This window comes from Limosilactobacillus frumenti DSM 13145 (assembly GCF_001436045.1).
Classification (GTDB): domain Bacteria; phylum Bacillota; class Bacilli; order Lactobacillales; family Lactobacillaceae; genus Limosilactobacillus; species Limosilactobacillus frumenti.
In genome coordinates this window covers 75,456-98,129 of the sequence record NZ_AZER01000008.1, presented here as the reverse complement: position 1 = coordinate 98,129, position 22,674 = coordinate 75,456, and the positions used below count along the sequence as shown (strand labels likewise).

Genomic DNA, 22,674 nt, shown 5'->3' with positions numbered 1-22,674 from the left:
GCAAATTCTTCCTTATCATAATCAGATGGCAAGTGGAGCCAGTCACGGAAGTCAGCGCCAGCACCAGTCCCGTTACGTAATTCATCATCTGCTGCAGTAACCATGACCTGCATTTCGCCTAATTCATTTTTATTAACAAATTTCTTTAAGCCGGTTTTATCAAAACTAATGTGATTCACTATTAACAGCTTCTTTCTTTAATAAATGATACATTTTGATCATATCCTAATATGAATCCGTTTTCAATTAAAATTCAACACTTACCGATAATTTGCCCAAATAATGAATAAAAAAACGCACTAGATACAATTTGTGTCTAGTGCGAACTTTTTAAGCAAAGGTAGTAGCAATACTACCAATAACAATCAAGACAATGCCCCAAACAGTGTAGGTCATTTCACGGTGACTCTTTTGCTCATGTAGTACCCAAACACCGCCGAATGTAGCGATAATCACGTTTAACTGGGTAAAGATAAATGCTTGAGTAACTCCCAAGGCTTTAGCTGAAAAGATGTAGGCAAATGCCGCAATTCCCCATGATAAGCCCCCAAGGATATTCAGGTATTGTTCTTTTTGCTTAAATGAACCAGCATTGCCGGAGAACACAGCATACAGAACAGAGCCTAACAGGATTCCTAACATTTCTGGCAGAAAAATTCCTTGAGCACTTTCGTTAGCAACTACAGGGATCTTGGGGAATGCAGAGTAGACCCAGTAACCAATCGTCGTTACCAATAGGAAGATAAAGTTACTCGTCGTAACCTTCTTATCAGAAGTTCCATCAGAAACTGAAGTCATCAATGCCCCGATCACAACGATTGCCAATGCAATAAACCCAATCGTCAAAGCGCGGGCACTGTGCCATTCACCAAAAATAATTACCCCAATTAACGAGTTACCAACCAACTGCAACACAGTTGAAAGAGGCATGGTATTTGAAACACCCATCCGCTTAAAGGAAACGAATTGACCAATCTGACCAATCGTCCATAACGCACCACATAATACTGAGAACCAGAATGCAGTTGTTGAAACACTTGGCTGGGTAACAATGTAGGCAATTAAACCAATAATAGTTGCCCCAGCACCAATTCCAAACATTTGGTTAACAGCGGAGCCACCAACTTTACCGGTAATCAGTGGCATCAGCCCCCAACCTAATGCTGGAATTAAAGCAAGTAAATAAACCATAATAATTTCTCTCCAATCGAATATCAATTCAGATTACGAATGAATATTATAGGGGATTGCAAACGTTTACACAAGACTTTTCACTAATTTTTTTACTGGTAAAATAGCTGTTTTTACTAATATTCAAGAACAGAAAGCGCTATATAAAATATTGGTATAGTTGTGAAATCACTTATTTTGCGCTTTTAAATGAGGGGCATACTCACGATCAGGAAAGTAAACAGTAAAAGTCGTTCCTTCATGTAAGGTGGATTTTACCTTAATTGATCCACCATGTAATTGAACAAGCTGATGCACAATTGCTAACCCTAAACCAGATTCACCTTTGGTTGTCGATCGAGATGGGTCCGCCTTATAAAAGCGGTCCCAAATATTAGCCACTTGGTCTTTAGTCATCCCCAGGCCATCATCAGTAACGACAAACTGACTCCCCTTCTCCAGGTGGCGGCCACTAATGTGAATAGTGCCGTGGCTTGTAAACTGAATGGCATTCTGAATTAAATTAAACATAATTTGTACGAAACGATCATAGTCTGCATAAACACGTAATGCTTGAGGAACGGTTAGTTTTAATTGGTCATTCTGTTCATGGGCCTTCTTCTGTAGTTGATCAATGAGATTATGCAGGGCCGCAGAGGCGTCAAAGACCTTTCGTTCCATTGAGATCTGGTTAGTGCGAATTTTTTCATAGTCAAGATTATCGTTGACTAACCGGATAAGCCGTTGTGTATCATTGCGCATTAATTCAATACTGTGTTGCTTATCTTCTTCTGGAATAGCATCATACTGCAACCCTTCCAGGATCCCATTAATTGTCGTTAATGGTGTTCGCATTTCATGGGCAGCATCTGCCATAAATTGACGTCGTCGTTCCTCCTGCCGGCGAATTTCTTTTTCTGATTCTCGGAGCGAAACCGTCATCTGATTGAAGCTCCGTGAAAGATCATCGATTTCATCGTTACTGCGAACAGGAACATGAACATCGTAATTTCCCTTGGTAACTTGTTTGGTAGCTTTCCGTAAACGTTCAATTCGACTAGTAATCGCATGAGCCAAGAAATACGAAAGGATAATGGTAACAACACATCCAATTATTAGTGAAAGCAATAGGTTAATTTTCGTCTGATGCAGGTTCTCCTGAATAACTGACAAAAAGGTTCCAATCGACACAACAGCAATCAGCTTGTGGTGGTAGAAATACGGACGCAGCACCTCAGTCATTCCTGTCCCATTCTTGGAATTCGCCTTAATACGTGGATTAGCCGTCTTCAGGTAAATTGTTTTACCCTTTTTCAGACGCTGCCATTCACCTTTTGATATAGAAGGCGTATAACCGCTATTAATAAAGATTTGTTTCTTCGACATATCAAAGATCGCAAAATGGATCTTTTGATCGGAAAGGAGTGCCGCGTTAGCAGCAAGCGATTCATTAGCGAATCCTTCAAACGAATGGTCATTCACATCATAGCGAATTGCATCTTCCACCAAACTATCTGAATAATTTTGCAATTGTTGCCAGGTGTTTTGATAGAGTGTTCGGTTGGTGGCATGAATAAAGGCTGATGCCAATACGATCATTAAAGCAGTTATGGCGATCGTGAAGGATAACATTAGTCGATAAATTAGTTTCATTGTGCTTGTCCTTCATCATCAAACTTATAGCCAACACCCCAAACCGTTTGAATAACTTGTGGGCCCACTTTCTCTAATTTTTGACGAAGCTTTTTGATATGTGCATCAACTGTCCGCTCATCACCATAGTATTCATAATCCCATACTAATTGAAGAAGCTGAGATCGGGTAAATACCTGTCGAGGCTTAGAGGCAAGAGTCTTTAATAAGTCAAACTCCTTGGGTGTTAAGTCAGTAATTGGCTGGTCATATAAATATACTTCACGAGTCTTTGTATTCATTTTAAAATGCTTTGTTTCCACATCGAAAGATGATGATTGCTTGTTTACATCATCATGGGCGCTTAAAGCACTCCGTCGATAAAGGGCCTTAATTCGGGCAATTAAGGTAATTGGGCTAAATGGTTTAGTGACGTAGTCGTCTGCCCCAATCTCTAGGCCGAGTACCTGATCACTTTCCGTATCCCGTGCCGTCAACATGATCAATGGCACAGTTGGTGAAATTCGACGGATATCGGCAGCAACTTGCATTCCGTCCTTCTTAGGTAAGTTTAGGTCAAGCAAAATGATATCCCATTTTTGGGAGTCATTTTTAAACTTGTCTTCCGCTTGTAGTCCATCATATGCGAAGGTAACCTGCCACTGTTCTTTTTTAAAAAACATTTCCATCATTTCACAAACGGAATGGTTATCTTCAACCATTAGAATGTTCATAAACATACTTCCTTTATTTTATTTCTCAGTTATTTTCCCTTAGTGTAACATTCATCTCTGTCTAACACCCATAATTGTTGTAAGAAGTAATCATATCATTTTACTAAATTACACTTTTTCAAAATGTTATATAAAGTTAGTAAAAGCAGTCTAGTATCGAATTAATTAATTGCTCTTTTAATCTTCCTAATAAAATCACTACCATAAGAGTCTGCAATTTAATGAAACAAAGTGTGTTTCAAAATTTAATAATACAAAGCCAACTAATGCAGCGCATAAAAAATGGCCGAGAAATTTCCCGGCCACCCTTAATGAGGTATTACGTGATTAATCCTTGCGCTTCATACCAGCAACAGTTAAACCAAACATTGCCATCATGGCACCAAATATAATAGCACCAACTGCATATTGATCACCAGTCTGTGGTAATTGAATATTATTGTCATTCTTATCCACTTTAGTTATTGTAGCTAGCACTGTTTGGTTAGCATTCTTTACACTGTCCAAAACTGAACTATCAGTGGCACTAGTGGCTGCACAGGAGCTTAGCTTTATTGCGGATGATGCTGCACTCGTAGCTGCACTGGAACTTGGCTTCGTTGCGGATGACGCCGCACTGGTTGCCGCACTAGAACTTGGCTTCGTTGCGGATGATGCCGCACTTGTAGCTGCACTGGAACTTGGCTTCGTTGCGGATGATGCTGCACTCGTAGCTGCACTGGAACTTGGCTTCGTTGCGGATGATGCCGCACTTGTAGCTGCACTGGAACTTGGCTCTGTTGCGGATGATGCTGCACTCGTAGCTGCACTGGAACTTGGCTTCGTTGCGGATGATGCCGCACTTGTAGCTGCACTGGAACTTGGCTTCGTTGCAGATGATGTCGCACTCGTAGCTGCACTGGAACTTGGCTTCGTTGCGGTTGACGCCGCACTGGTTGCCGCACTAGAACTTGGCTTCGTTGCGGTTGACGCCGCACTGGATGACGGCTGATGAGCAGCCTCAACTTTGGCTAGTTGGTCTTGGGCTGCTTTTAAGTGCTGCTTAGCTGTAACAAGCTTTGCTTGCTCGGCATTAAGCTTATTTTGCGCCTTTTTCAAAGCAACTGCTGCTTCTGCAGCTTTATTATTGGCGCTATTAAGATTTGCCTTAGCAACGTCAACATCCTTTTGTAATTGATCCGGCGTTTTTTCATCCTGCATCTTTTGTAACTTTGTCTGATCTTTATTTAATTGCTGCTTAGCAGTCAGCAAATTCTGCTGAGCGGTCTGAACTTTATTCCGACTTTGAGTTAATTCATCTGTAATTTTAGCTAACTGTTTTTTAGCTACAGATAATTTGTTTCTTGCCTCTTCTGCTTTTTTAGCATCTTGTGCCGAGCTTTCATATGGGTTATCAATTACAGTTTTAATCCCTTTTGCTGCTTGCTTTGCTTTTTCAGCAGACGAGTGAGCGTTAGCAAAATCTGCAGAGGAGAACTGCATAAAATGAGTAACATGACCAGGAATACCGCGAGTATTATCAAAAGACAGGCTAGTCCCTACATAATCGTTTCCACCGTTATTATATAGGCCAATCATCGCTTCAGCATGTCCCATTTGACTATTGCTATCGTTAAATAGCATCCCGGCAATTGCATCAACCACCATCTTTTTAGCATCTGCCATGGACACAATATTAGTATAATTTGAGTCCCAACCTTCATTCAGGCTTTCCCCATATTCGTTGACAGGTGCAGAATACTTGTCAGCGTTAGTTGCATCATTAGCAGTCAAACCATAATCAAATGCTGCTTTCTTCAAGGCATAAATATAGTGACCAATTCTATTAGGCTGATCTTTATTATAAATGTCACTAACTTCTTTAGCTTCGCCAATTAATCCTTCAGTTACAACAGCTTTTCCAGTGAGATTACTGATTCCTAATTCATTCCGTAAATTATTCATCACTGCTGCAGCAAATTGCGATAATTCTTTAACTTGCGCAGTTGTCATTGCACGTAAGTCTACTTTTGCATTCTGATCAGTTGCTGATGAATCTTGCCAATTGACCTTTTGTTGTGTTGACATGGCATTCTCCCAGTTTTGAAATTCTGAAAGATTTTGAAATTCTGAAGACCTCCAGGAGCCAGTTGCTAAAATACGGTTCACTGCTTTCACAAATGCTTGAGTTGTACTCTTTTGATCCTCAGTGAAGTTAAACTCTGGTAGTGTTTCGCCAGACTGATCAACCTGTTTTTGAAGGGCATTAACAGATTGCTGAGCTGTACTTTGTGCACTAACCTTTGCCTTAACATCAGCATTTGCTGAATCAAGATTTTGTTGAGCAACTTGTTGCTTATGTTGATTGCTTTGAACTGTTTGCTTTAACTGATCAATATCAGCTTGCGTGTGTCCTGCCTTCTGCGCTTGCGTAGCAACATTTAACTTATTTTGAGCAGTTTTTACGGCAACCTGTGCCTCGCTATTAGCATTCTGCGCCTGAAGTACTGCCTTTTGAGCATGATCAACATTATTTTGTGCATTATTAACGTTATTCTCTTGCGTTTTAACCGCTTGCTGTGCAGCCTGAAGGTCACCATTATTTGCGATAGCAGTTAAAGAAGTTTGATTTCCTGTAGCTGCATGCACATTTCCTTGCGCAGCAACAATACCAAATGATGTCACAGCAATAGTTGCTACTAACCATTTCTTACCAGCTTTATAAAGCTTCTTATGTTCTTTCATTAATAAATCCTCCCTTGATTTCCCAGACTAGTTAAAATTAACTTATAGCCATACAGCTGCATTATAGCACTACTAACAATAATTGATGCTATTCACATTATCTATATTATAAAATTCACGAGTTGCTTTTCTTTACCGTTATATAATACGATTTAATTTATCGTAATAAAAAAGTTGTCTTTATACCAATACATTAAGGTATAAAGACAACTTAAACAATATGGAGATGACGGGAGTCGAACCCGTGTCCAAGCATATCGCCATTTCAATCTCTACGTTCGTAGCTCAGCTATTTGAAGTTCACTAACCAAAACGCCGTTGAGCAAGGCAACCATGATTAGCTAGCTTGATGAATCTCTTCTTCCTATTTCAAACGGGAACAAGAAGCGTAGTCCACTAAATATGAAACCCAAAGTCGCATCATGGACGAACCCGACTTGGATCTACGCGCGCTACTTGTTAGGCAGCGTATGCGTAAGCGTTTGAATTATTGTTTGCAGTTATAATTTAAAACTGAGCGTTTTTACGAAGTCGCAACCTTCGAAACGCAATTGAAACTCGACCTATACCTGTCGAATCCAAAAAACATCCCCAAAACGGAACAGTATTATTGTATCATACTAGCTCCTAGTTACCACTAAAACGCATCAATGATGATAATTTCCCTAAGCAGTAAATACAAAAAAGACCGCTAGTGTACTATTCGTGGACACTAACGATCCCTTATTGCATTTTCTATCTTCTGATCATATTAATCCTAGTACCAACCGTTAGCCATCCAGTGTTGTTGGGCATTTACCCAAGAACCGTAACGACTAGCAACGTATTGATCTGCTACCCGTTCTTGGTTAGCAGGGGAGTAATCACCATTTAAGTAAGAAGCAGAGAGTTGATACTTCCCAATGTATTGACCATTGGTAACATTGTATTGGCCACGAGATTCATGGTAAGCAATCCAATCCTTTGCAGCTTGTTCTTGACTGCTCAAATTAGTACTTGCCGCTTGACTATTATTGTTACTATTGGTTTTGCTACCATTATTACTATTTTGGTCTGAAACCGGTTGGATCTCACCATCACTCTTAATTAGCAATTTTTCTCCAACATAAATTTTGTTGATGTCGCTAATGTTATTCTTTTGAGCGATCTTATTTACGAGGCTGTTATCTTTATTAAACTTGAAAGAAATACTTGAAAGTGTGTCGCCACTCTTAACCGTGTAGACAGTGTCCGCATTAGCAGAAACAACATTGGCAGCTGTTCCCAATGCAACAGCACCAAGCACAGCGGCTGACACTTTAGCAAAGTTCTTCTTAGAAATCATAAATATAAACCATCCTTTGTTTCGTTCTTCATATTCAACAGTGCTTATAGTACACGGTCCATATTACAAGCAGATGACAACAACCTTGCGATTCTGGGCAAATTGGTAAATGATTGTAAATTTGTCGAAACATGTTTTGTGCTTAGCTGAACAATCAATAATGATTCCCCGTTCTATCAACATTGAATCGATTTTAACAAAGCCTAAAAACAATCTTTTAGCCGGTTAATGAACGTCAAAAAGCACTAAATTAAGTTGTTATCCACCTTAATTTAGTGCTTTTTTAATACTTAAACCGTACTTTTATTACAATAATGTTGCAAAGAAATGCTCACAATACGTGGCTACTCCATCCTGATCATTGGAATCGGTAATCGCTGTGGCTGCTTTTTTGACTTCCGGCAACCCATTCGCCATCACAATTCCCTGGGCGGCAGCCTCAATCATTTCAAGATCATTGTCGGCATCCCCAAAGGTCATCAAGTTATCAAAGGTCAGGTTAAAGTGATTCAGGAGGGCCTTTAGCCCAACTGCTTTATTCACCTTTTTTGGAAGAAATTCCATAATCATTGGCTGTGATTGCACCGCATGGTAATGACGCAATAGTTTTTCTGGTAGGTGCTTAATAATGGTACTAAGCTGGTCAGCTGGAATAGCCATTACCGCTTTACTGAAAGTATGGTTTGGTAAGTCAGCAGTGGTCGAGTCCGTAAATTCAATATTTTTCAAAACTGTCTTATAAATGGACCGCGGCTGATCAGTCAATTCATATACCCGTTCAAAGTCCAATGCGTCTAATGGGATCTGGTGACGATGGACATAATCAAATAATGGCTGAAGATCCTGGCGACTCATTCCTAGTTCAAATAGGTGTTCCTTCGTTACATTATTAATTACCAGACCCCCATTAAAGGTAATCGTATAGTCATTCGGCTGGGTCAGTCCAAGTTGTTCAATTAATGGCCAGATCGCATTAATTGGTCGGCCAGTACATAACACCACATGAATCCCCTGGGAATGTAATTTTTTAAGAACTTGTTCATTACGTGAGCTGATCTCTTTGTTGCTGTTCAATAAGGTATTGTCTAAATCTAAAGCGATCATCTTAATCATTATTCTAATAACTCCCTTCAGTCATTATTGTTGGCTTGAACAATCTGTTGATCAAAATCGGCTAGCAAGGCTAATAATTGTGCTCCCCGCTCTTGACCAAAGGTATTTAGCCATGATGAAAAGCGCCGCACCACCAATCGACGAACCTTCTTTTCAACGGTGGTTCCCTTTTCCGTACTCGTTAAAAACATTTTCCGGTGGTCTGCTGGATCAGCAGTTTGCTTTACATAACCATTCTTTAAGAGAATTTTGAGTTGGCGCGACACCGCACTCCTGGTTACATGTCGCTCGTGGGCAATATCCATCAATTTCACTTTTGGATGATTAACAATAGTTCGCAGGATTAAATACTGTTCAAATGACAAATGATACTCAGCAGAAGGCTGCGACACAAAACTTCCTAATCCCTTCAGTGCTGACAGGTAAAGGTCGATTGCTTGATCCAGAAGTTCTTCATCAGTTTTCATCACAACTGTGCCCCCCTAATGCTGATCTTTCAAAATAGTTTTGACAATCAGTCGAGCATAGTGAACATTTCCCTCTTGATCCATATGAACATGATCTTTAGCAAACCAATCATCGTGTCCTTGGCTAGCAGTATACCAGTCAACAACATGAACGTTCGTGTGGTGTTTAGCTAAGTCCCTTATTTGGCGATTGACTTGCTGTTGCCAGGTCTTAGTTGGGACGTGAGCCGTTACCCAATAAATCTGATGGCCGCTCCCAATAGCATCAAGAATCTGATCGCTAGTCTGCTTAGTCATGGGCCCATTATTACCCAGGTTTAATATGACAATTTTATGAAGGTTACCACTACTCTTTAATTTCTTTAAAACCGCCGGAGTAGCACTCCCTTGTCGACCAACTTGTGCGTCCACATATGCATGCGGAATGATCTTTTAAATACTATCAGCAGCATCTTCCATCACCGAATCACCAACCGCTGTCACTTCTAACGTACGCGCTTGGCGAGCTTCACGTTTGGTCAAGGTAAACTGCTTTTGAATAGTGCTGACATCTGCTGTTTTGACGTCTTTCCCCTTAGCAAGCTGTTGATTGTGGTCCTTCGTTTTATCCGCATTATGTTCAATCTTCTTTTGGACGGCCGTAGGCTTCGGTGCCCGATCAGGCAAACACAAGCCAGTGATTGCTGTAGCAGTAACCGCAATCGTCAGGACAGTCGTTAGCCATGCCAACCAATGGAAAGGTGGAACCCTCAGCCGATTCTTGACAACTACTAACCAATCATTCCAGTGGATACGGGCAATTGGCCGCTCAATCAACTGGTATGATAACTCGGAAATTATTAAAATCAGCGCTACTTCTTCAATTGCCGAGATAACAGGATGGTAGCCGACCTTGATTGCACGTTCGTAAAAAATCATTACGGGCAGCTGATAAACATAAATGCCATATGAGCGTTGACCAAACCAAGTGAAAACTGGATTAGTCAACCACTGGTTCATATGCCCAGCCGGATGAAGGATCGTCGCTAACCAAATCATCCCCACAAAACTATAGGCAAACATTGCACCATGATAAGTCGAACTAGCTTGACCATTAGCAACAAAGAAGCTAATGATCGTTACTATTAAGGCGACAATGCCTACCCCATCAAGTAATTGTTGAGTTTGTCGTGGAGCATGCGCATTCAGGTTATCTAACGGCCAGGCCAACCCTAACCAAGCTCCTAGTAACAAAGAAAAGGCTCGGGTATCAGTTCCGTAATAAATCCGGTTGATATTATCAGGCTGGTACAACAATGCCATCTCAACTGCTGACAAAATTGCCAACCCCATAATGATCCGCCGTACGATTACCTGACGTTTAAAGACTTTAAACAAGGCAATTAATAACAATGGGAAAATCAAATAAAATTGAGCTTCTACACCCAACGTCCATAAATGGGTAAACGGTGACTGACCACCAAATTGATCAAAGTACGATTGACCATGACCGATTTCCCACCAGTTATAAACCCAGAGAAGGTTGGTCACCACAATTACGCGAATCTGATGCAAAAGTTCCCTAGCAAAAAGAGTCATATATGCGGTCGTCATTAACAACATCGCAATAAGGACTGGATAAAGGCGTTTAAAACGACGCTGATAAAAAGCCATTAAATGAACTGGTAGTCGATATTTTAACCGCCGACTAAACTGATAACTAATAAAATAACCAGAAATTAACAGAAATAAGGGAACACCTAAATAACCACCTGCGAGCTGATTTGGAACTAGGTGGTAAATAATTACGGCAATTACAGCAATTGTTCGTAGGCCGTCAATCCCCGTCACGTGTTTTGTTCGGTGATGTGTGCTGAAGTCAATTTCATTTTTCATCCCGGCATCCCCCAATAGTAAGTTTACTCATCCTATTTTAGGTACTTAAACGCTTAGTGTCTAGGTTAATTCTATTTTTTAAACAAATAACAGGAATGAGGATTAATGACCACTTCCTCATTCCTGTTTTGGTTGATTATCCAATATGATTTTCTTTTAAAATTTCTTTGACAACGGCATCAGCTTCAGGGGTTCGCTTCCATTCTTCCCAGTGGTCCATTGATTCATCCTGCATCTTATAATGAGTGTTGATAAAATGCTCATATTTAATAACATTTCGTGAATGCGGAATATTAAGTTGGAGAATACGAACTTCCTTAATATAACCTCGTTCAGCAGCTAGTTCTGCTCGCCCATTTTGAACCATATTACCAATTTCGTAATATTTACTACCATCATTACGAGTAATTTCCTCAATTAATGTTAAAACTTCGTGTTGTTCTTCCAATCTATCCGCTCCCTTTCCGTTATATATTTTAACAAAAAAATCACCGCCAGGTTGGCGATGATTGGCATAAGAGAGAAAGAGAATTGATTAGAAGGTAAATACTTAAATACCTTACAAACATTATGATAGCGGTTTCATATACCGGTGTCAAGAGTTTTTACGATAATTTACCAATCAATTTCATTAATATTGCAAGTTTTTGCTCACAAAAATTACTAAAAAAAGAGAAGTGTCTATCAGCACTTCTCTAATCTGATTATTGAACTGTAACTGACTTAGCCAAGTTCCGTGGTTTATCAACATCCAGTCCCTTCCCTAAACTAGTGTAGTAAGCCAATAATTGAGCTGGTACAACACTCAGCAATGGGGTTAACAGTTCATCAACATCTGGTAACAGGATGTTATCACCATCTTGAGCCAAATGCCGTGAAACAATCGTCAGGGCGTTGGATCCACGAGCTTGAGTTTCTTCCAAGTTACTCCGTGTTAATCCAGCAGTCCGATCTTGCGTGATAATGCCGATCACTGGAGTACCCTTTTCAATTAAGGCAATCGTACCGTGTTTCAATTCCCCAGAAGCAAATCCTTCAGCTTGGACATACGAGATTTCCTTCAGCTTTAGTGCTGCCTCTAGTGAAACGGACCAGTCAATTCCCCGACCAATGTAAAAGGCATTCCGTGTCTTAGAAAGGTACTTATCAGACAAGTCTTTCATGATCCCTTTGCTGTCAGTTAATGACTGCATACCATTAGCGACCAAACCTAATTGGTGCTTAACATCAAATTCACGAGCAGCCGGTTTGTCCATGTATTCCCCAAGGGCTTTAGCTAAAACAGCTTCGACCGCAATTTGAGCAGTGTAAGCCTTGGTTGAGGCTACCGCAATTTCAGGACCCGCATAAAGTAATTCAGTAAATGTCGCTTCACGAGATAGCGTCGACTTGTCAACATTAGTAATGGTCAAACTTGGCCACTTGTTTTCATTTACGTGAACCAATACTTCACGACTATCGGCCGTTTCACCACTCTGACTCAAGAAGATAAAGAATGGCTTTTTGGATAGTAATGGTTGTTCGTAAGCAAATTCTGATGAAATATGAACAGAAGTTGGTACACCGACTAACTTTTCAAAAATTCGTGCACCAATTAAACCAGCATGGTAACTAGTTCCGGCACCGACAATGTACAGGTGATCAGCAGCGGCCATTGACTTCAACAGGTCTTCATCGATCTTTGGCTGACCGTTTTCATCAAAGTATTTTTGAACAATCTTCCGCATAACAGCTGGTTGTTCATCGATTTCTTTCAACATGTAGTATGGATATGCACCCTTATCGGCAGCATTGGGATCCATATCAACGGTGAAGGTATCCCGGTGCTTTTGGTTACCATCAAAGTCTTCAATCTCAATTGAGTCAGGCTTAACAATGACTAATTCATGGTCATCCAATTCCAAGAATTCGTTCGTTTGTTTCAGCATAGAAGTGGCATCTGAACCAACCATGTTATACCCGTCAGCAACACCAACCAATAATGGACTCTTGTTTTTGGCAACAAACAAAGTATCAGGTTGTTCCTTATCCATTAAAACAAAGGCGTATGAAGAATCAGGGCTGATCAACTTGAGAACCTTTAATAAGGCTTCCTTAGTAGTCAAGTGGCCATCAACCACAAATTTATCTACTAATTGGACAATTACTTCCGTATCCGTTTGACTAGCAAAGTGAACACCTGAAAGGTAATTGGTTTTTAACTGTGCATAGTTTTCAATCACACCATTGTGAACAAGATAGAAGCGCTTGTCTGATGAATATTGAGGATGAGCATTAGCTTCACTTGGTTCACCATGAGTTGCCCAACGGGTATGGCCGATTCCAGACACTCCATGAACATCATCAGTCAATGCTGCTTCAAGGTTACTAATCCGTCCCGGACGCTTGACCAAATAATCATGTCCATTATTATCATTCACATAAACCCCAGCTGAATCATACCCACGATATTCCAGTCGTTTTAATCCATTGATTAAGATTGACAGACTATTTTTAGTCCCAGTCACACCAACAATTCCACACATATTATTCATCCCTTATTCATTAATATTAAAAATTGGTATAGATAACTTAATTTCATTCCAATTCTTTGCGACTATAAAGTATAGTACCGTTCTTTAAATTGGATGTCAATGATCTTCACTCAATTGGTCTAGGTATTAATAGTGGCCCAACGGACTGGAAATTACTGGGCCTCTTTTTTATAAAAAATACCGCAGTACTAAAATAGGTCCCCAGCGCTCGACACATCGTCGAATGCTAGAGACCTATTTACACTTACGAGAGTTTTAAACTAATAATCTCATTCTATCTCATCGCGAATTTTGATTATTTCACTTCTAATTCACGCCGAGCAACATCAGCAATTTCTTCAACATACTGATGTACTAACTCAGGAGTAGCCGCTTCTGCCATAATCCGTAGCAGCGGTTCTGTTCCACTTGGTCGAACTAACACACGACCATCACCATTCATCTTACCCTCAACTTTGGCAATCACTTGCTGCAGATCTTGGTTAGCCATGGCAGCTTCCTTGTCAGCAACCTTAATATTAACCAGTTCCTGTGGGTAGGTCGTTACATCAGCAGCCAATTCCTTTAAAGACTTGCCAGTTTCTTTGATCACTGACAGTAATTGTAAAGCAGTCAACATTCCATCACCGGTAGTGTTGTAGTCAAGGAAAATGATATGCCCTGATTGCTCGCCACCAAGGTTATAACCATTCTTAAGCATTTCTTCAACAACATACCGATCACCAACTTTGGTCTTTACACTCTTCATCCCGTGTGCTTCCAAAGCTTTGTACATTCCCAGGTTACTCATTACGGTTGTCACAACCGTATCCTTTTTAAGGAGTCCCTGCTCATCCATGTGATGACCACAAATGTACATAATTTTATCACCATCGACTAAGTGACCTTCATTATCAACAGCAATACACCGGTCACCATCACCGTCAAACGCCAAACCAAGGTCGGCTTGATTATCAACAACTGCTTTTTGTAAGCTTTCTGGATGAGTTGACCCACAGTGCAAGTTAGTGTTAAGGCCATTTGGCTGAGCATGAATTGGTACAAAATCAACATTCATATCAGCAAAAAGATTGGAGACAAACCCACTCGTGGCACCATTAGCAGCATCGACAACCACTTTTAATCCAGATAAGTCACTAGCAACGGTCTGTTCCAAGAACGAAGTGTACTTCAATGCCCCTTCGTGGTAGTCAGCAACCGTCCCTAATCCCTTATCCGAAGGACGTGGCAACTTATCCTCGTCAGCATCTAGCAATTGTTCAATCTCATATTCTAGGTCGTCAGATAGTTTAAAACCATCACCACCAAAATATTTGATACCGTTATACTTAATTGGATTATGAGACGCCGTGATCATTACCCCAGCATCTGCTTCTTGAGCTCGTACCAAGTAAGCAACACCAGGCGTAGTAACGACACCTAAGCGTAAAACCTCAATACCAACGGATAACAAACCAGCAACTAATGCATTCTCTAGCATTTGTCCGGAAATACGGGTATCACGCGAAACCAACACCTGTGGCTGCTTCCTTTCAGAATGCCGAGTTAAAACGTAGCCACCAGCACGACCAACGCGAAAAGCCAGTTCCGGACTGAGATCCTCATTTGCAACTCCCCGTACTCCATCTGTACCAAAATATTTTAATTTCATGTTATTTTAAACTCCTTTAATCACTTTACTATTGATTATCAGTGCTTGAACTCGCACTGCTTGAACTCATTGTGGCAACCGATTCATCACTACTTGCGTGTTTACTGCTTGATGATGAAATGGAAGAATTATTGTTATCAGCACTTCCATTAATTGGAATAGTGACATTCGTGGTTGCCGGTTCAATGACCACATTTAAAGTTTGACCATTTTTATCCAATGCTTGAAGGGTAACTTGACGGTGAATATCACTGGTTGCTTTATCTGGCATAGCAACGAATGCAACCACGCGGGCCACCCGATCAACTTGACTACGTGAACCGGTAATCTGAACGGTGCCAATGTCTGTTCGTGGATCACCCACTGTGTACCCATTCTTTAAGTCGTGGCTACTTAACCGAACACTAACTTTCATTGTAATCGTCCGTCTTGGCTGAACATTTACGGTCACGTATTTGGGACTAACTTCAGCATTTAGTTCCGAATTCAGTCCCGCTGTTTTTACTGGCACCCGGTGCTTACCGACGCTAACCTTACTTAGATCAATGTAAGCTTTGAAATTCTGGGTATTAACTGTCGTTGTTACCAATGCTGACGGCCCAGTAACTTTAACCTTAACCGTCTTAGGATAGCCAGTCACTACATAATTATCATTACTAGTAATGTCTAAAGGCATTTTGATTGTTGCAGTCTTATCAGACATCAATGCACTACTTTGGTCATGGTTCCTGGTATTCTGACGTAAAAAACCATTACCACTATTATTAACGTAGAAAAATAGGAACAAAGCGAGTGCTAATGACGTTAGACGCAGAAACCACTTATTATTGAAGAAGCCACCACTATTTTTGCCCATGACGGCCACCTCCTCCACGACTAAAGAATGACACCAGATGTGTTAGAACGCTGTTGTTACTGTCAGCATCATGGTTATATAACTGAGCACGTAAGAACTTCAGATAATCATTTTGCGACATGTTACGGATCAATTCATTATCTTTTGTAATAGAAACCTCGCCAGTTTCTTCTGAAATAACAATCGTCAAAGCATCAGTTACTTCACTAATGCCGACAGCGGCCCGGTGCCGGGTCCCTAACTCTTTTGGAATTAGCTTACTGTCAGACAATGGCAAATAAGCAGCAGCAACGGCAATTCGATTATTTTTAATAATGACCGCGCCATCATGAAGTGGCGTATTCGGAATAAAAGTATTGATGAGTAGTGCTCCCGAAATATCCGCATCTAACGGAATCCCAGTTTCAATATACTCCTCCAGTCCAGTCTTCATTTCAATACTAATCAGGGCACCAATCCGTCGTTTTGACATGTATTGAATAGCCTGATCGAGTTGCTTAATCGTTTCCTCTTCAGTCTCATTAGCAGTTTGATTACGTGCAAAGAGTGATCCCCGGCCTAAATGCTCAAGGCCCCGCCGAATTTCTGGCTGAAAAATCACCACGATTGCAATGACACCCCAGTTAATAATCTGATCCATTATCCAGGAGACGGTGCTCAAGCCAATATACCAGGAAACAACTTTTACCAAAATGATGATAATAATTCCCCGGAATAACTGAACAGCTCGTGTCCCCCGAATCAGCAACAGTAGTTCGTAAATTAAGAACCAAATTACGAGGATATCAATTAAGTGAATGAAATTTTGCCACGTAAACAGCGCCGCAATAGCTGACATATTTTTCACCATCCTCTAAATCACGATAACATTATATCATTTTATACCAGAACGACCATCCCCAACCATGATGATTTAAAACAAAATGGTTCTACTATCGCCATGATAGTAGAACCGATCTTCGCTAGTCCCGCCCGATGATACGGACTTCCGTTTCTAAACTAACGCCAAACTTGTCTTTGACGGTCTTTTGCACGTGATGAATAACATTCAAATAATCCGTTGCGGTCCCATTATTGATATTAACAATGAATCCTGCATGCTTTGTAGAAACTTGAGCACCACCAGATGTGTAGCCTTGCAAACCGGCATCATGAATCAGCTTACCGGCAAAGTAACCCTTTGGTCGCTTGAAAACACTACCACAGGATGGCAAGTCCAGTGGTTGCTTAGCCGCCCGGCGTGCATTAAGATCATCCATTTGAGCAGTAATGGCCTCTTTATCACCCGGCTTAAGGGCAAAAGTGGCATCCAGTACGATCCCATGGTTATCTTGCACGCTGCAGTGACGGTAACCGAAGTCTAACCGATCGTGATTTAAACTCGTAATCGTGCCATCAGGCAACATGATTGTCGCCTTGGACACCACGTTTTCCGTTTCACCACCATAGGCACCAGCGTTCATAAAGATCGCTCCACCAATGCTGCCTGGGATACCAGCGGCAAATTCAATCCCCGTCAGGCTATGATCCCGGGCAACCTTCGTAGTCTCAATGTACGCTGCACCAGCTTGTGCCGTAACATCATTGCCGTTAACGGTAATTTTATTCATCCCCGTCAAAATGATGGTCAGGTCGGCAATCCCACCATCCTTAACAATTAGATTACTAGCATTGCCCAATACAGTTACCGCTAATGAATTTTTGTTTGCAAATTCAACCAGTCGTTTCACTTGGTTTACTTCTGTTGGGAACGCCAACCAGTCAGCGTTGCCGCCAGTATGGGTAAACGTATATTTCGACAGTGGTTCATCCTGCAAGATTTTAATATCTGGAAATTTATCAGTTAAATTGATCATTACTTATCGTCCTTTATTATTTAAGCTGTTCATATTGTATCATTTTTACCTGATATTAGCTTGCTTCACGCAATCACGAAAATTGCACTAATGCTTCTTTCCCGGTAAAATAAGGTAGTTACAATTATTTTATGGGAGGCTGACCGCGGTGAATTTTATTGCAATGGATTTCGAAACCGCAAACGGAAAACGGTTTAGTGCTTGTTCATTAGCCCTAACAATTGTCCGCAATAGTAAGATTGTGGACGAATTTTACTCTTTAATTAATCCGCAGACTGATTTTAATTGGCGCAATATTCAAATCCACGGTATTCACGAAGAGGACGTTGCAGATGCACCAACTTTCCCGAAAGTTTGGCAGCATATCAAATCATTTTATACACCCGACCAGTTGGTAATCGCTCATAATAATAGCTTTGATAATAGCGTGCTTAAACGGACCCTTGAGCATTATGAGATTGAACCACCGGTTTACCAAACATTAGATACGGTGAAAACTTCTCGCAAGCTTATTCCAGGATTAAGTAATTATAAGCTGAATACGGTATGTGATGCCTTGCAAATCGACCTGCACCACCATCACAACGCCCTTGATGACGCTCAGGCATGTGCAAATATTCTGATCTACCAAGACACCCAATTTGGTAGTCAGCAAATCAAGCCTTTCATCAAAATGTTCGGTTAATTAAAAGGAGGATAAAGAATGGATAAAATCACTTTGCAAGGTGGAAGCATGTCGCTGGATCAATTGAATGCCATTTTCAAAACGATCCCTGAAGAGTTTGACCTCATTGATGAAAACGATATTGTCCGGTGGTCATCCGCCAATCGTCATCGTCTGTTCGCCCGAACTGACGATGACTTAGGCAAACATGTTCTGGAAGTTCATCCGGGCCATAGTCAAGGACGAGTCAAGCAAGTATTGAAGGAAATGCACGACGGTAAACGTGGTCAAATTAGTATCATGATTCATTATCATGATCGGCCTGTTAATATTGCCTTCTACGCCCTTCATAATGACGATGGCAAATACATTGGATGTGTCGAAGTGACACAAGATGTTAGTGGACATCAAGAACGTGGTGCATTCTGGCGGAACGTCAAACAAATCTTTAAGCATTAAGAAAAAGAGGTTGAGGAGCTACTTTAGTCGCTTCCCAGCCTCTAATTTTTTACAGATTCTCAATTAACAGCAGGTTATTTTCTGGCTTCATTTTTAACTAGGTTGATAATCCATTTGCAATGACGCCTGTCCATTAATGTGTACATGCTTCGTGACAACAAAATTCATCTTCCGGTACAAATTAATTGCTGGCACATTATCTTCATAAACAGTTAGGTTCATATGCTGCAAACTACTGTAATGCGTAAACCAGTACTCAGCTTCATCGACCAACATTTGACCAATTCCGTTATGCCAATATTTTTTAGCTACAACAACCCCCAGCTCCCCGGTTTTAGTTTTAGCACTAGTCTTCATCACTGTCACCATACCAACGAGGTGATCATCTAACATTGCAAGCATAATGACACAGTCATCGGATTGATTAATTTCATCGATGTTCCGTGATTCTTCTTGAGCAGTAACCCGCTCAAGGTGGGGGATAGTAATAGCGTCCGTCTCCGTCTTTGCCTGCTGAAGAAAGGCAAGGATGTTAGCAGCATCCTCGTGCTCTGCTAATTTTAGTTCAACCGTTGATGACACTTAGTTCACCTGTTCCTTTACCAATTGTTCAAAGTGATGGCCATGAGGTTCAAAAATTAATACCCGTTTATTTTCATCATCCGTACGGCGGAAATGAATAGCCAAAAACTCAGCTGGCAATTCATCTTCGACAAACTGCGCCCATTCAACAACACTAACTCCATCACTATCAAAATATTCTTCCAGTCCTAAATCTTCAGCACCACCATTTTCAAGACGATAAGCGTCCATGTGGTACAGTGGCAACCGTCCGTCATGATACTCTCGAATAATCGTGAAGGTAGGGCTCTTAATTAAGTCCGGTATTTTGAGTCCTAGTGCTAAGCCTTTAGTAAAAGTCGTCTTCCCGGCTCCCAAATCACCATCCAAGACCAGCACATCGCCAGCCTGCAACTTACGACCGATTTTAGTACCGAGATTAATTGTTTCCTCACGGCTATTCATCAATACTTTTTTCACCATTCTCCCTCCTTGGTGACTTCTGTTTATTATTAATGATAGCATACCCTAATTTTACACAATAATATTAAAAGAGCCTCTCCATTCAGAGAGACTCTTATTATATTTAAATTATTAGTTGACCTATAGTGCTTGCGCAGCAGTAATCATGGCAACCTTGTAAACATCATCCTCATTGCATCCCCGTGACAAGTCGGCAATTGGGGCATTCAATCCTTGAAGGATTGGACCAACAGCGGTAAATCCACCAAACCGTTGGGCAATCTTGTAACCAATGTTACCGGCTTCCAAGCTAGGGAAGATGAAGACATTAGCGTGACCTGCAACCTTGGAACCAGGTGCCTTTAAAGCACCAACTTCAGGAACAAAGGCCGCATCGAATTGTAATTCACCATCTGCTGGCAAATCTGGTTCCATTTCATGAACCTTGGCGGTCGCATCGGCAACCTTCGTAACCATATCACCCTTAGCAGAGCCCTTAGTAGAGAAGCTTAACAAGGCAACCTTTGGATCAATTCCAAATAGCTTGGCAGTAGCAGCACTTTGAACAGCCACTTCAGCCATCGTTGGGGCGTCAAGTTCAATATTGATAGCACAATCAGCAAAAATGTACCGTTGGTCACCCTTCTGCATTAAGAAGGCCCCGCTAATCCGGTGAACACCTGGCTTAGTCTTAACGATTTGTAATGCTGGACGAACAGTAGAACCAGTGGAGTGAACGGCACCAGAAACCATTCCATCAGCCTTACCCATGTAAACCAACATGGTACCGAAGTAGGAAACATCCTTCAGCATCTCGGTTACTTGTTCAGGAGTATTCTTACCCTTCCGACGCTCCAACAATGCGTCAAACATTGCCTTCTTATCTTCTGCTGGGTAGTTTTCAGGATCGATAATTTGTAATCCAGTTAAATCAAAGTTATTATCAGCAGCAGTCTTATCAATGTCTGCCTGCTTTCCTAACAGGATTGGTTCCACAATGTCGTCCTTCTTCAGACGAACAGCAGCGCCCAGGACACGCTTATCCGCCCCTTCTGGGAACACAATTGTCTTATCAGTTCCCTTTACCTTAGCAGCAATCTCATTAAATAAACTCATCAATAAGAACCTCCTTCGATAGTTCTAAACAATTACTCAGCGGTTGGCTGATCAGGCAATTGCCAATCGATCGGCTTTTCACCCATCGCCCGAAGTGCTTCGTTCGTTTTAGAAAATGGCTTTGAGCCAAAGAAACCACGATTAGCTGACAAAGGACTAGGATGAGCTGATTCTAAGACAATATTTGTCTTGAGGTTAATCAGCTTCTTCTTGTCCCGCGCAGCACGACCCCACAAAATGAAGACAACAGGTTGTGGGCGCTCTGATAAAGCATGAATTGCTGCGTCAGTCAATCGTTCCCAGCCATGTCCCTTATGCGAGAAAGCTTGACCAGCCCGAACGGTTAAAACTGAGTTCAATAGCAATACACCCTGATCAGCCCACTTTTTTAAGTAACCATGCTGAACCGGATGACAACCAACATCACGCTGTAACTCCTTGTAAATATTTTGGAGCGATGGTGGAACTGGAACCCCTGGCAAAACTGAAAAGCTGCATCCATGCGCTTGGTGAGGGCCATGGTAAGGGTCCTGGCCCAGAATAACGACCTTGACCTTACTAAATGGCGTCCATTCAAACGCTTGGAAAATATGATGCATTTCCGGATAAATTGTCCGGTGACTATATTCTTCCTTTAGGAAATCATGCAGTTGTGCATAATATGTACTTTCAAATTGGGGTTGGAGAATTGGCCACCAATCATTATGAATAAGTTGTTTCACGATTCTTAGCACCTCGTCTATTATTTTAGCATAAGTTAACACTAACAACATAGAAAATGAAAGCGGTTTTATTTTACTGCCTTCGATTAGGATTTTAGGAATTAAACTGGTACAATTAAGGCAATAACTCCTAAGGAGGTGAACCCATGCGTTTACTATACCTACGTGACCACGACACAGACTTACACGGCACTACAGTGATTCGTGATTATCAAGGGCGGTCCTGCTACTTACTAGTGGGAAAATGGGGAATGCTGCATGATGTTCTCTCGCTATACTCGATTTCTGGCGAACTCTTAGCGGAAGTCAAACAGCAAAGCTTCGGTATCCTACCTCGTTTTGCCCTTTACCTGAATCGACATCAAGTTGGTACCGTCAGTAAATCGCTTGGTTTTCTTCGCGAAGTCATTTACATTCGTGGCTTGAACTGGGTCGTGGTGGGTTCACCATTTTCTGATAAATACCGGGTCTTTCAAGCGCAACGAAAGGTCTTTTCCATTCGACCGGTTGCATTCACCGGTGACTACTACCATGAGCTGAAAGTAAACCAAGAAGCCGACGAACCCCTGGCAATACTAGTAGCCTCTGTTTTACAACATTGGGCCCGGCGGAAACAAGGAAGTCCCCTGAAGGTTCGCTGGGGCCGTCGCGCTGATATTGATGATGGATTTAGTATGAGCTTTCGCAATCACAACTAGCGTTTAAATTCTTTAAAGCCCGTCAAGTTGGCATTTAATTGTCAACCTGACGGGCT

General features: G+C 41.3%; 20 protein-coding genes, 1 other RNA gene and 2 pseudogenes. 3 read left to right on the top strand and 20 right to left on the bottom strand.

Annotation, left to right across the window (positions count from 1 at the left end; genetic code table 11):
* The 16 genes and pseudogenes from pgi to murB all read right to left on the bottom strand — a co-directional run.
* Positions 1-179, bottom strand: a pseudogene (pgi, locus tag FD27_RS08680) (glucose-6-phosphate isomerase); the annotation flags it as partial.
* 151 nt (positions 180-330) lie between these two features.
* Complete coding sequence (locus FD27_RS01885) at positions 331-1,191, bottom strand: GRP family sugar transporter (RefSeq protein WP_057748667.1); 861 nt, start codon at positions 1,189-1,191, stop codon at positions 331-333.
* Positions 1,192-1,359: 168 nt separating this feature from the next.
* The gene (locus FD27_RS09085) at positions 1,360-2,823 is read right to left on the bottom strand and encodes a sensor histidine kinase (RefSeq protein WP_057748665.1); all 1,464 of its coding nucleotides are present in this window, start codon (positions 2,821-2,823) and stop codon (positions 1,360-1,362) included.
* Positions 2,820-3,536: a response regulator transcription factor gene (locus tag FD27_RS01875; RefSeq protein WP_057748663.1), complete on the bottom strand. Its 717-nt coding sequence runs from the start codon at positions 3,534-3,536 to the stop codon at positions 2,820-2,822. The genes FD27_RS09085 and FD27_RS01875 overlap by 4 nt, the downstream gene beginning before the upstream one ends.
* 327 nt (positions 3,537-3,863) lie before the next feature.
* On the bottom strand, positions 3,864-6,260 hold the full coding sequence (locus tag FD27_RS01870; RefSeq protein ID WP_057748661.1) for an SEC10/PgrA surface exclusion domain-containing protein: 2,397 nt from the start codon (positions 6,258-6,260) through the stop codon (positions 3,864-3,866).
* Positions 6,261-6,478: 218 nt separating this feature from the next.
* Positions 6,479-6,853: a transfer-messenger RNA gene (gene ssrA / locus FD27_RS08565) on the bottom strand.
* Between the two features lie 164 nt (positions 6,854-7,017).
* On the bottom strand, positions 7,018-7,584 hold the full coding sequence (gene apf / locus FD27_RS01865) for an aggregation-promoting factor (protein ID WP_057748659.1): 567 nt from the start codon (positions 7,582-7,584) through the stop codon (positions 7,018-7,020).
* A 306-nt stretch (positions 7,585-7,890) separates the two neighbouring features.
* Positions 7,891-8,697 carry a Cof-type HAD-IIB family hydrolase gene (locus FD27_RS01860; protein WP_057748657.1) on the bottom strand — a complete coding sequence of 269 codons (807 nt, stop codon included), beginning with the start codon at positions 8,695-8,697 and terminating at the stop codon, positions 7,891-7,893.
* A 17-nt stretch (positions 8,698-8,714) separates the two neighbouring features.
* On the bottom strand, positions 8,715-9,164 hold the full coding sequence (locus FD27_RS01855; RefSeq protein ID WP_057748655.1) for a MarR family winged helix-turn-helix transcriptional regulator: 450 nt from the start codon (positions 9,162-9,164) through the stop codon (positions 8,715-8,717).
* A gap of 15 nt (positions 9,165-9,179) precedes the next feature.
* A pseudogene (locus FD27_RS01850) lies at positions 9,180-11,039 on the bottom strand (acyltransferase family protein).
* Positions 11,040-11,175: 136 nt separating this feature from the next.
* Positions 11,176-11,487: a hypothetical protein gene (locus FD27_RS01845; protein WP_057748653.1), complete on the bottom strand. Its 312-nt coding sequence runs from the start codon at positions 11,485-11,487 to the stop codon at positions 11,176-11,178.
* Positions 11,488-11,743: 256 nt separating this feature from the next.
* The gene (glmS, locus tag FD27_RS01840; RefSeq protein WP_057748650.1) at positions 11,744-13,564 is read right to left on the bottom strand and encodes a glutamine--fructose-6-phosphate transaminase (isomerizing); all 1,821 of its coding nucleotides are present in this window, start codon (positions 13,562-13,564) and stop codon (positions 11,744-11,746) included.
* 304 nt (positions 13,565-13,868) lie between these two features.
* Positions 13,869-15,224 (bottom strand): phosphoglucosamine mutase, encoded by a 1,356-nt coding sequence (glmM, locus tag FD27_RS01835; RefSeq protein WP_057748647.1) that lies wholly within the window; start codon positions 15,222-15,224, stop codon positions 13,869-13,871.
* A gap of 28 nt (positions 15,225-15,252) precedes the next feature.
* Complete coding sequence (locus FD27_RS01830; protein WP_057748644.1) at positions 15,253-16,080, bottom strand: CdaR family protein; 828 nt, start codon at positions 16,078-16,080, stop codon at positions 15,253-15,255.
* Entirely contained in the window at positions 16,067-16,918 is an 852-nt protein-coding gene (cdaA, locus tag FD27_RS01825; protein ID WP_057748641.1) for a diadenylate cyclase CdaA, read from the bottom strand. Before cdaA ends, FD27_RS01830 begins: the two co-directional genes overlap by 14 nt.
* 124 nt (positions 16,919-17,042) lie before the next feature.
* A complete protein-coding gene (gene murB, locus FD27_RS01820) occupies positions 17,043-17,936 on the bottom strand; it encodes a UDP-N-acetylmuramate dehydrogenase (protein ID WP_057748638.1) in 894 nt (297 codons plus the stop codon).
* Positions 17,937-18,084: 148 nt separating this feature from the next.
* On the opposite strand from murB, the gene FD27_RS01815 reads away from it, so the two are divergent.
* Both FD27_RS01815 and FD27_RS01810 read left to right on the top strand, forming a co-directional pair.
* On the top strand, positions 18,085-18,621 hold the full coding sequence (locus tag FD27_RS01815) for a 3'-5' exonuclease (protein WP_057748635.1): 537 nt from the start codon (positions 18,085-18,087) through the stop codon (positions 18,619-18,621).
* An 18-nt stretch (positions 18,622-18,639) separates the two neighbouring features.
* On the top strand, positions 18,640-19,059 hold the full coding sequence (locus tag FD27_RS01810) for a PAS domain-containing protein (RefSeq protein ID WP_057748631.1): 420 nt from the start codon (positions 18,640-18,642) through the stop codon (positions 19,057-19,059).
* Between the two features lie 93 nt (positions 19,060-19,152).
* Here the strand turns inward: FD27_RS01810 and FD27_RS01805 are convergent, their stop codons facing one another.
* From FD27_RS01805 to FD27_RS01790, 4 genes are all read right to left on the bottom strand, one after another.
* Entirely contained in the window at positions 19,153-19,641 is a 489-nt protein-coding gene (locus FD27_RS01805; protein ID WP_057748628.1) for a GNAT family N-acetyltransferase, read from the bottom strand.
* Positions 19,642-20,103: a tRNA (adenosine(37)-N6)-threonylcarbamoyltransferase complex ATPase subunit type 1 TsaE gene (gene tsaE, locus FD27_RS01800; protein ID WP_185154733.1), complete on the bottom strand. Its 462-nt coding sequence runs from the start codon at positions 20,101-20,103 to the stop codon at positions 19,642-19,644.
* 120 nt (positions 20,104-20,223) lie between these two features.
* Positions 20,224-21,198 carry a phosphate acetyltransferase gene (gene pta, locus FD27_RS01795; protein WP_057748621.1) on the bottom strand — a complete coding sequence of 325 codons (975 nt, stop codon included), beginning with the start codon at positions 21,196-21,198 and terminating at the stop codon, positions 20,224-20,226.
* A 32-nt stretch (positions 21,199-21,230) separates the two neighbouring features.
* Positions 21,231-21,920 carry a uracil-DNA glycosylase gene (locus FD27_RS01790; protein WP_057748618.1) on the bottom strand — a complete coding sequence of 230 codons (690 nt, stop codon included), beginning with the start codon at positions 21,918-21,920 and terminating at the stop codon, positions 21,231-21,233.
* A gap of 146 nt (positions 21,921-22,066) precedes the next feature.
* Between FD27_RS01790 and FD27_RS01785 the strand changes: the two genes are divergently transcribed.
* Positions 22,067-22,618: an LURP-one-related/scramblase family protein gene (locus tag FD27_RS01785; protein WP_057748615.1), complete on the top strand. Its 552-nt coding sequence runs from the start codon at positions 22,067-22,069 to the stop codon at positions 22,616-22,618.
* The last annotated feature ends 56 nt before the right edge of the window (positions 22,619-22,674 follow it).

Coding starts and splice junctions, on each gene's coding strand:
- FD27_RS01810 (WP_057748631.1), top strand. CDS start 18,640: ATGGATAAAATCACTTTGCAAGGTGGAAGCATGTCGCTGGATCAATTG.
- glmM (WP_057748647.1), bottom strand. CDS start 15,224: ATGAAATTAAAATATTTTGGTACAGATGGAGTACGGGGAGTTGCAAAT.
- FD27_RS01830 (WP_057748644.1), bottom strand. CDS start 16,080: ATGGGCAAAAATAGTGGTGGCTTCTTCAATAATAAGTGGTTTCTGCGT.
- FD27_RS01885 (WP_057748667.1), bottom strand. CDS start 1,191: ATGGTTTATTTACTTGCTTTAATTCCAGCATTAGGTTGGGGGCTGATG.
- FD27_RS01875 (WP_057748663.1), bottom strand. CDS start 3,536: ATGAACATTCTAATGGTTGAAGATAACCATTCCGTTTGTGAAATGATG.
- murB (WP_057748638.1), bottom strand. CDS start 17,936: ATGATCAATTTAACTGATAAATTTCCAGATATTAAAATCTTGCAGGAT.
- FD27_RS01870 (WP_057748661.1), bottom strand. CDS start 6,260: ATGAAAGAACATAAGAAGCTTTATAAAGCTGGTAAGAAATGGTTAGTA.
- cdaA (WP_057748641.1), bottom strand. CDS start 16,918: ATGTCAGCTATTGCGGCGCTGTTTACGTGGCAAAATTTCATTCACTTA.
- tsaE (WP_185154733.1), bottom strand. CDS start 20,103: ATGGTGAAAAAAGTATTGATGAATAGCCGTGAGGAAACAATTAATCTC.
- apf (WP_057748659.1), bottom strand. CDS start 7,584: ATGATTTCTAAGAAGAACTTTGCTAAAGTGTCAGCCGCTGTGCTTGGT.
- FD27_RS01860 (WP_057748657.1), bottom strand. CDS start 8,697: ATGATTAAGATGATCGCTTTAGATTTAGACAATACCTTATTGAACAGC.
- FD27_RS09085 (WP_057748665.1), bottom strand. CDS start 2,823: ATGAAACTAATTTATCGACTAATGTTATCCTTCACGATCGCCATAACT.
- FD27_RS01855 (WP_057748655.1), bottom strand. CDS start 9,164: ATGAAAACTGATGAAGAACTTCTGGATCAAGCAATCGACCTTTACCTG.
- glmS (WP_057748650.1), bottom strand. CDS start 13,564: ATGTGTGGAATTGTTGGTGTGACTGGGACTAAAAATAGTCTGTCAATC.
- pta (WP_057748621.1), bottom strand. CDS start 21,198: ATGAGTTTATTTAATGAGATTGCTGCTAAGGTAAAGGGAACTGATAAG.
- FD27_RS01785 (WP_057748615.1), top strand. CDS start 22,067: ATGCGTTTACTATACCTACGTGACCACGACACAGACTTACACGGCACT.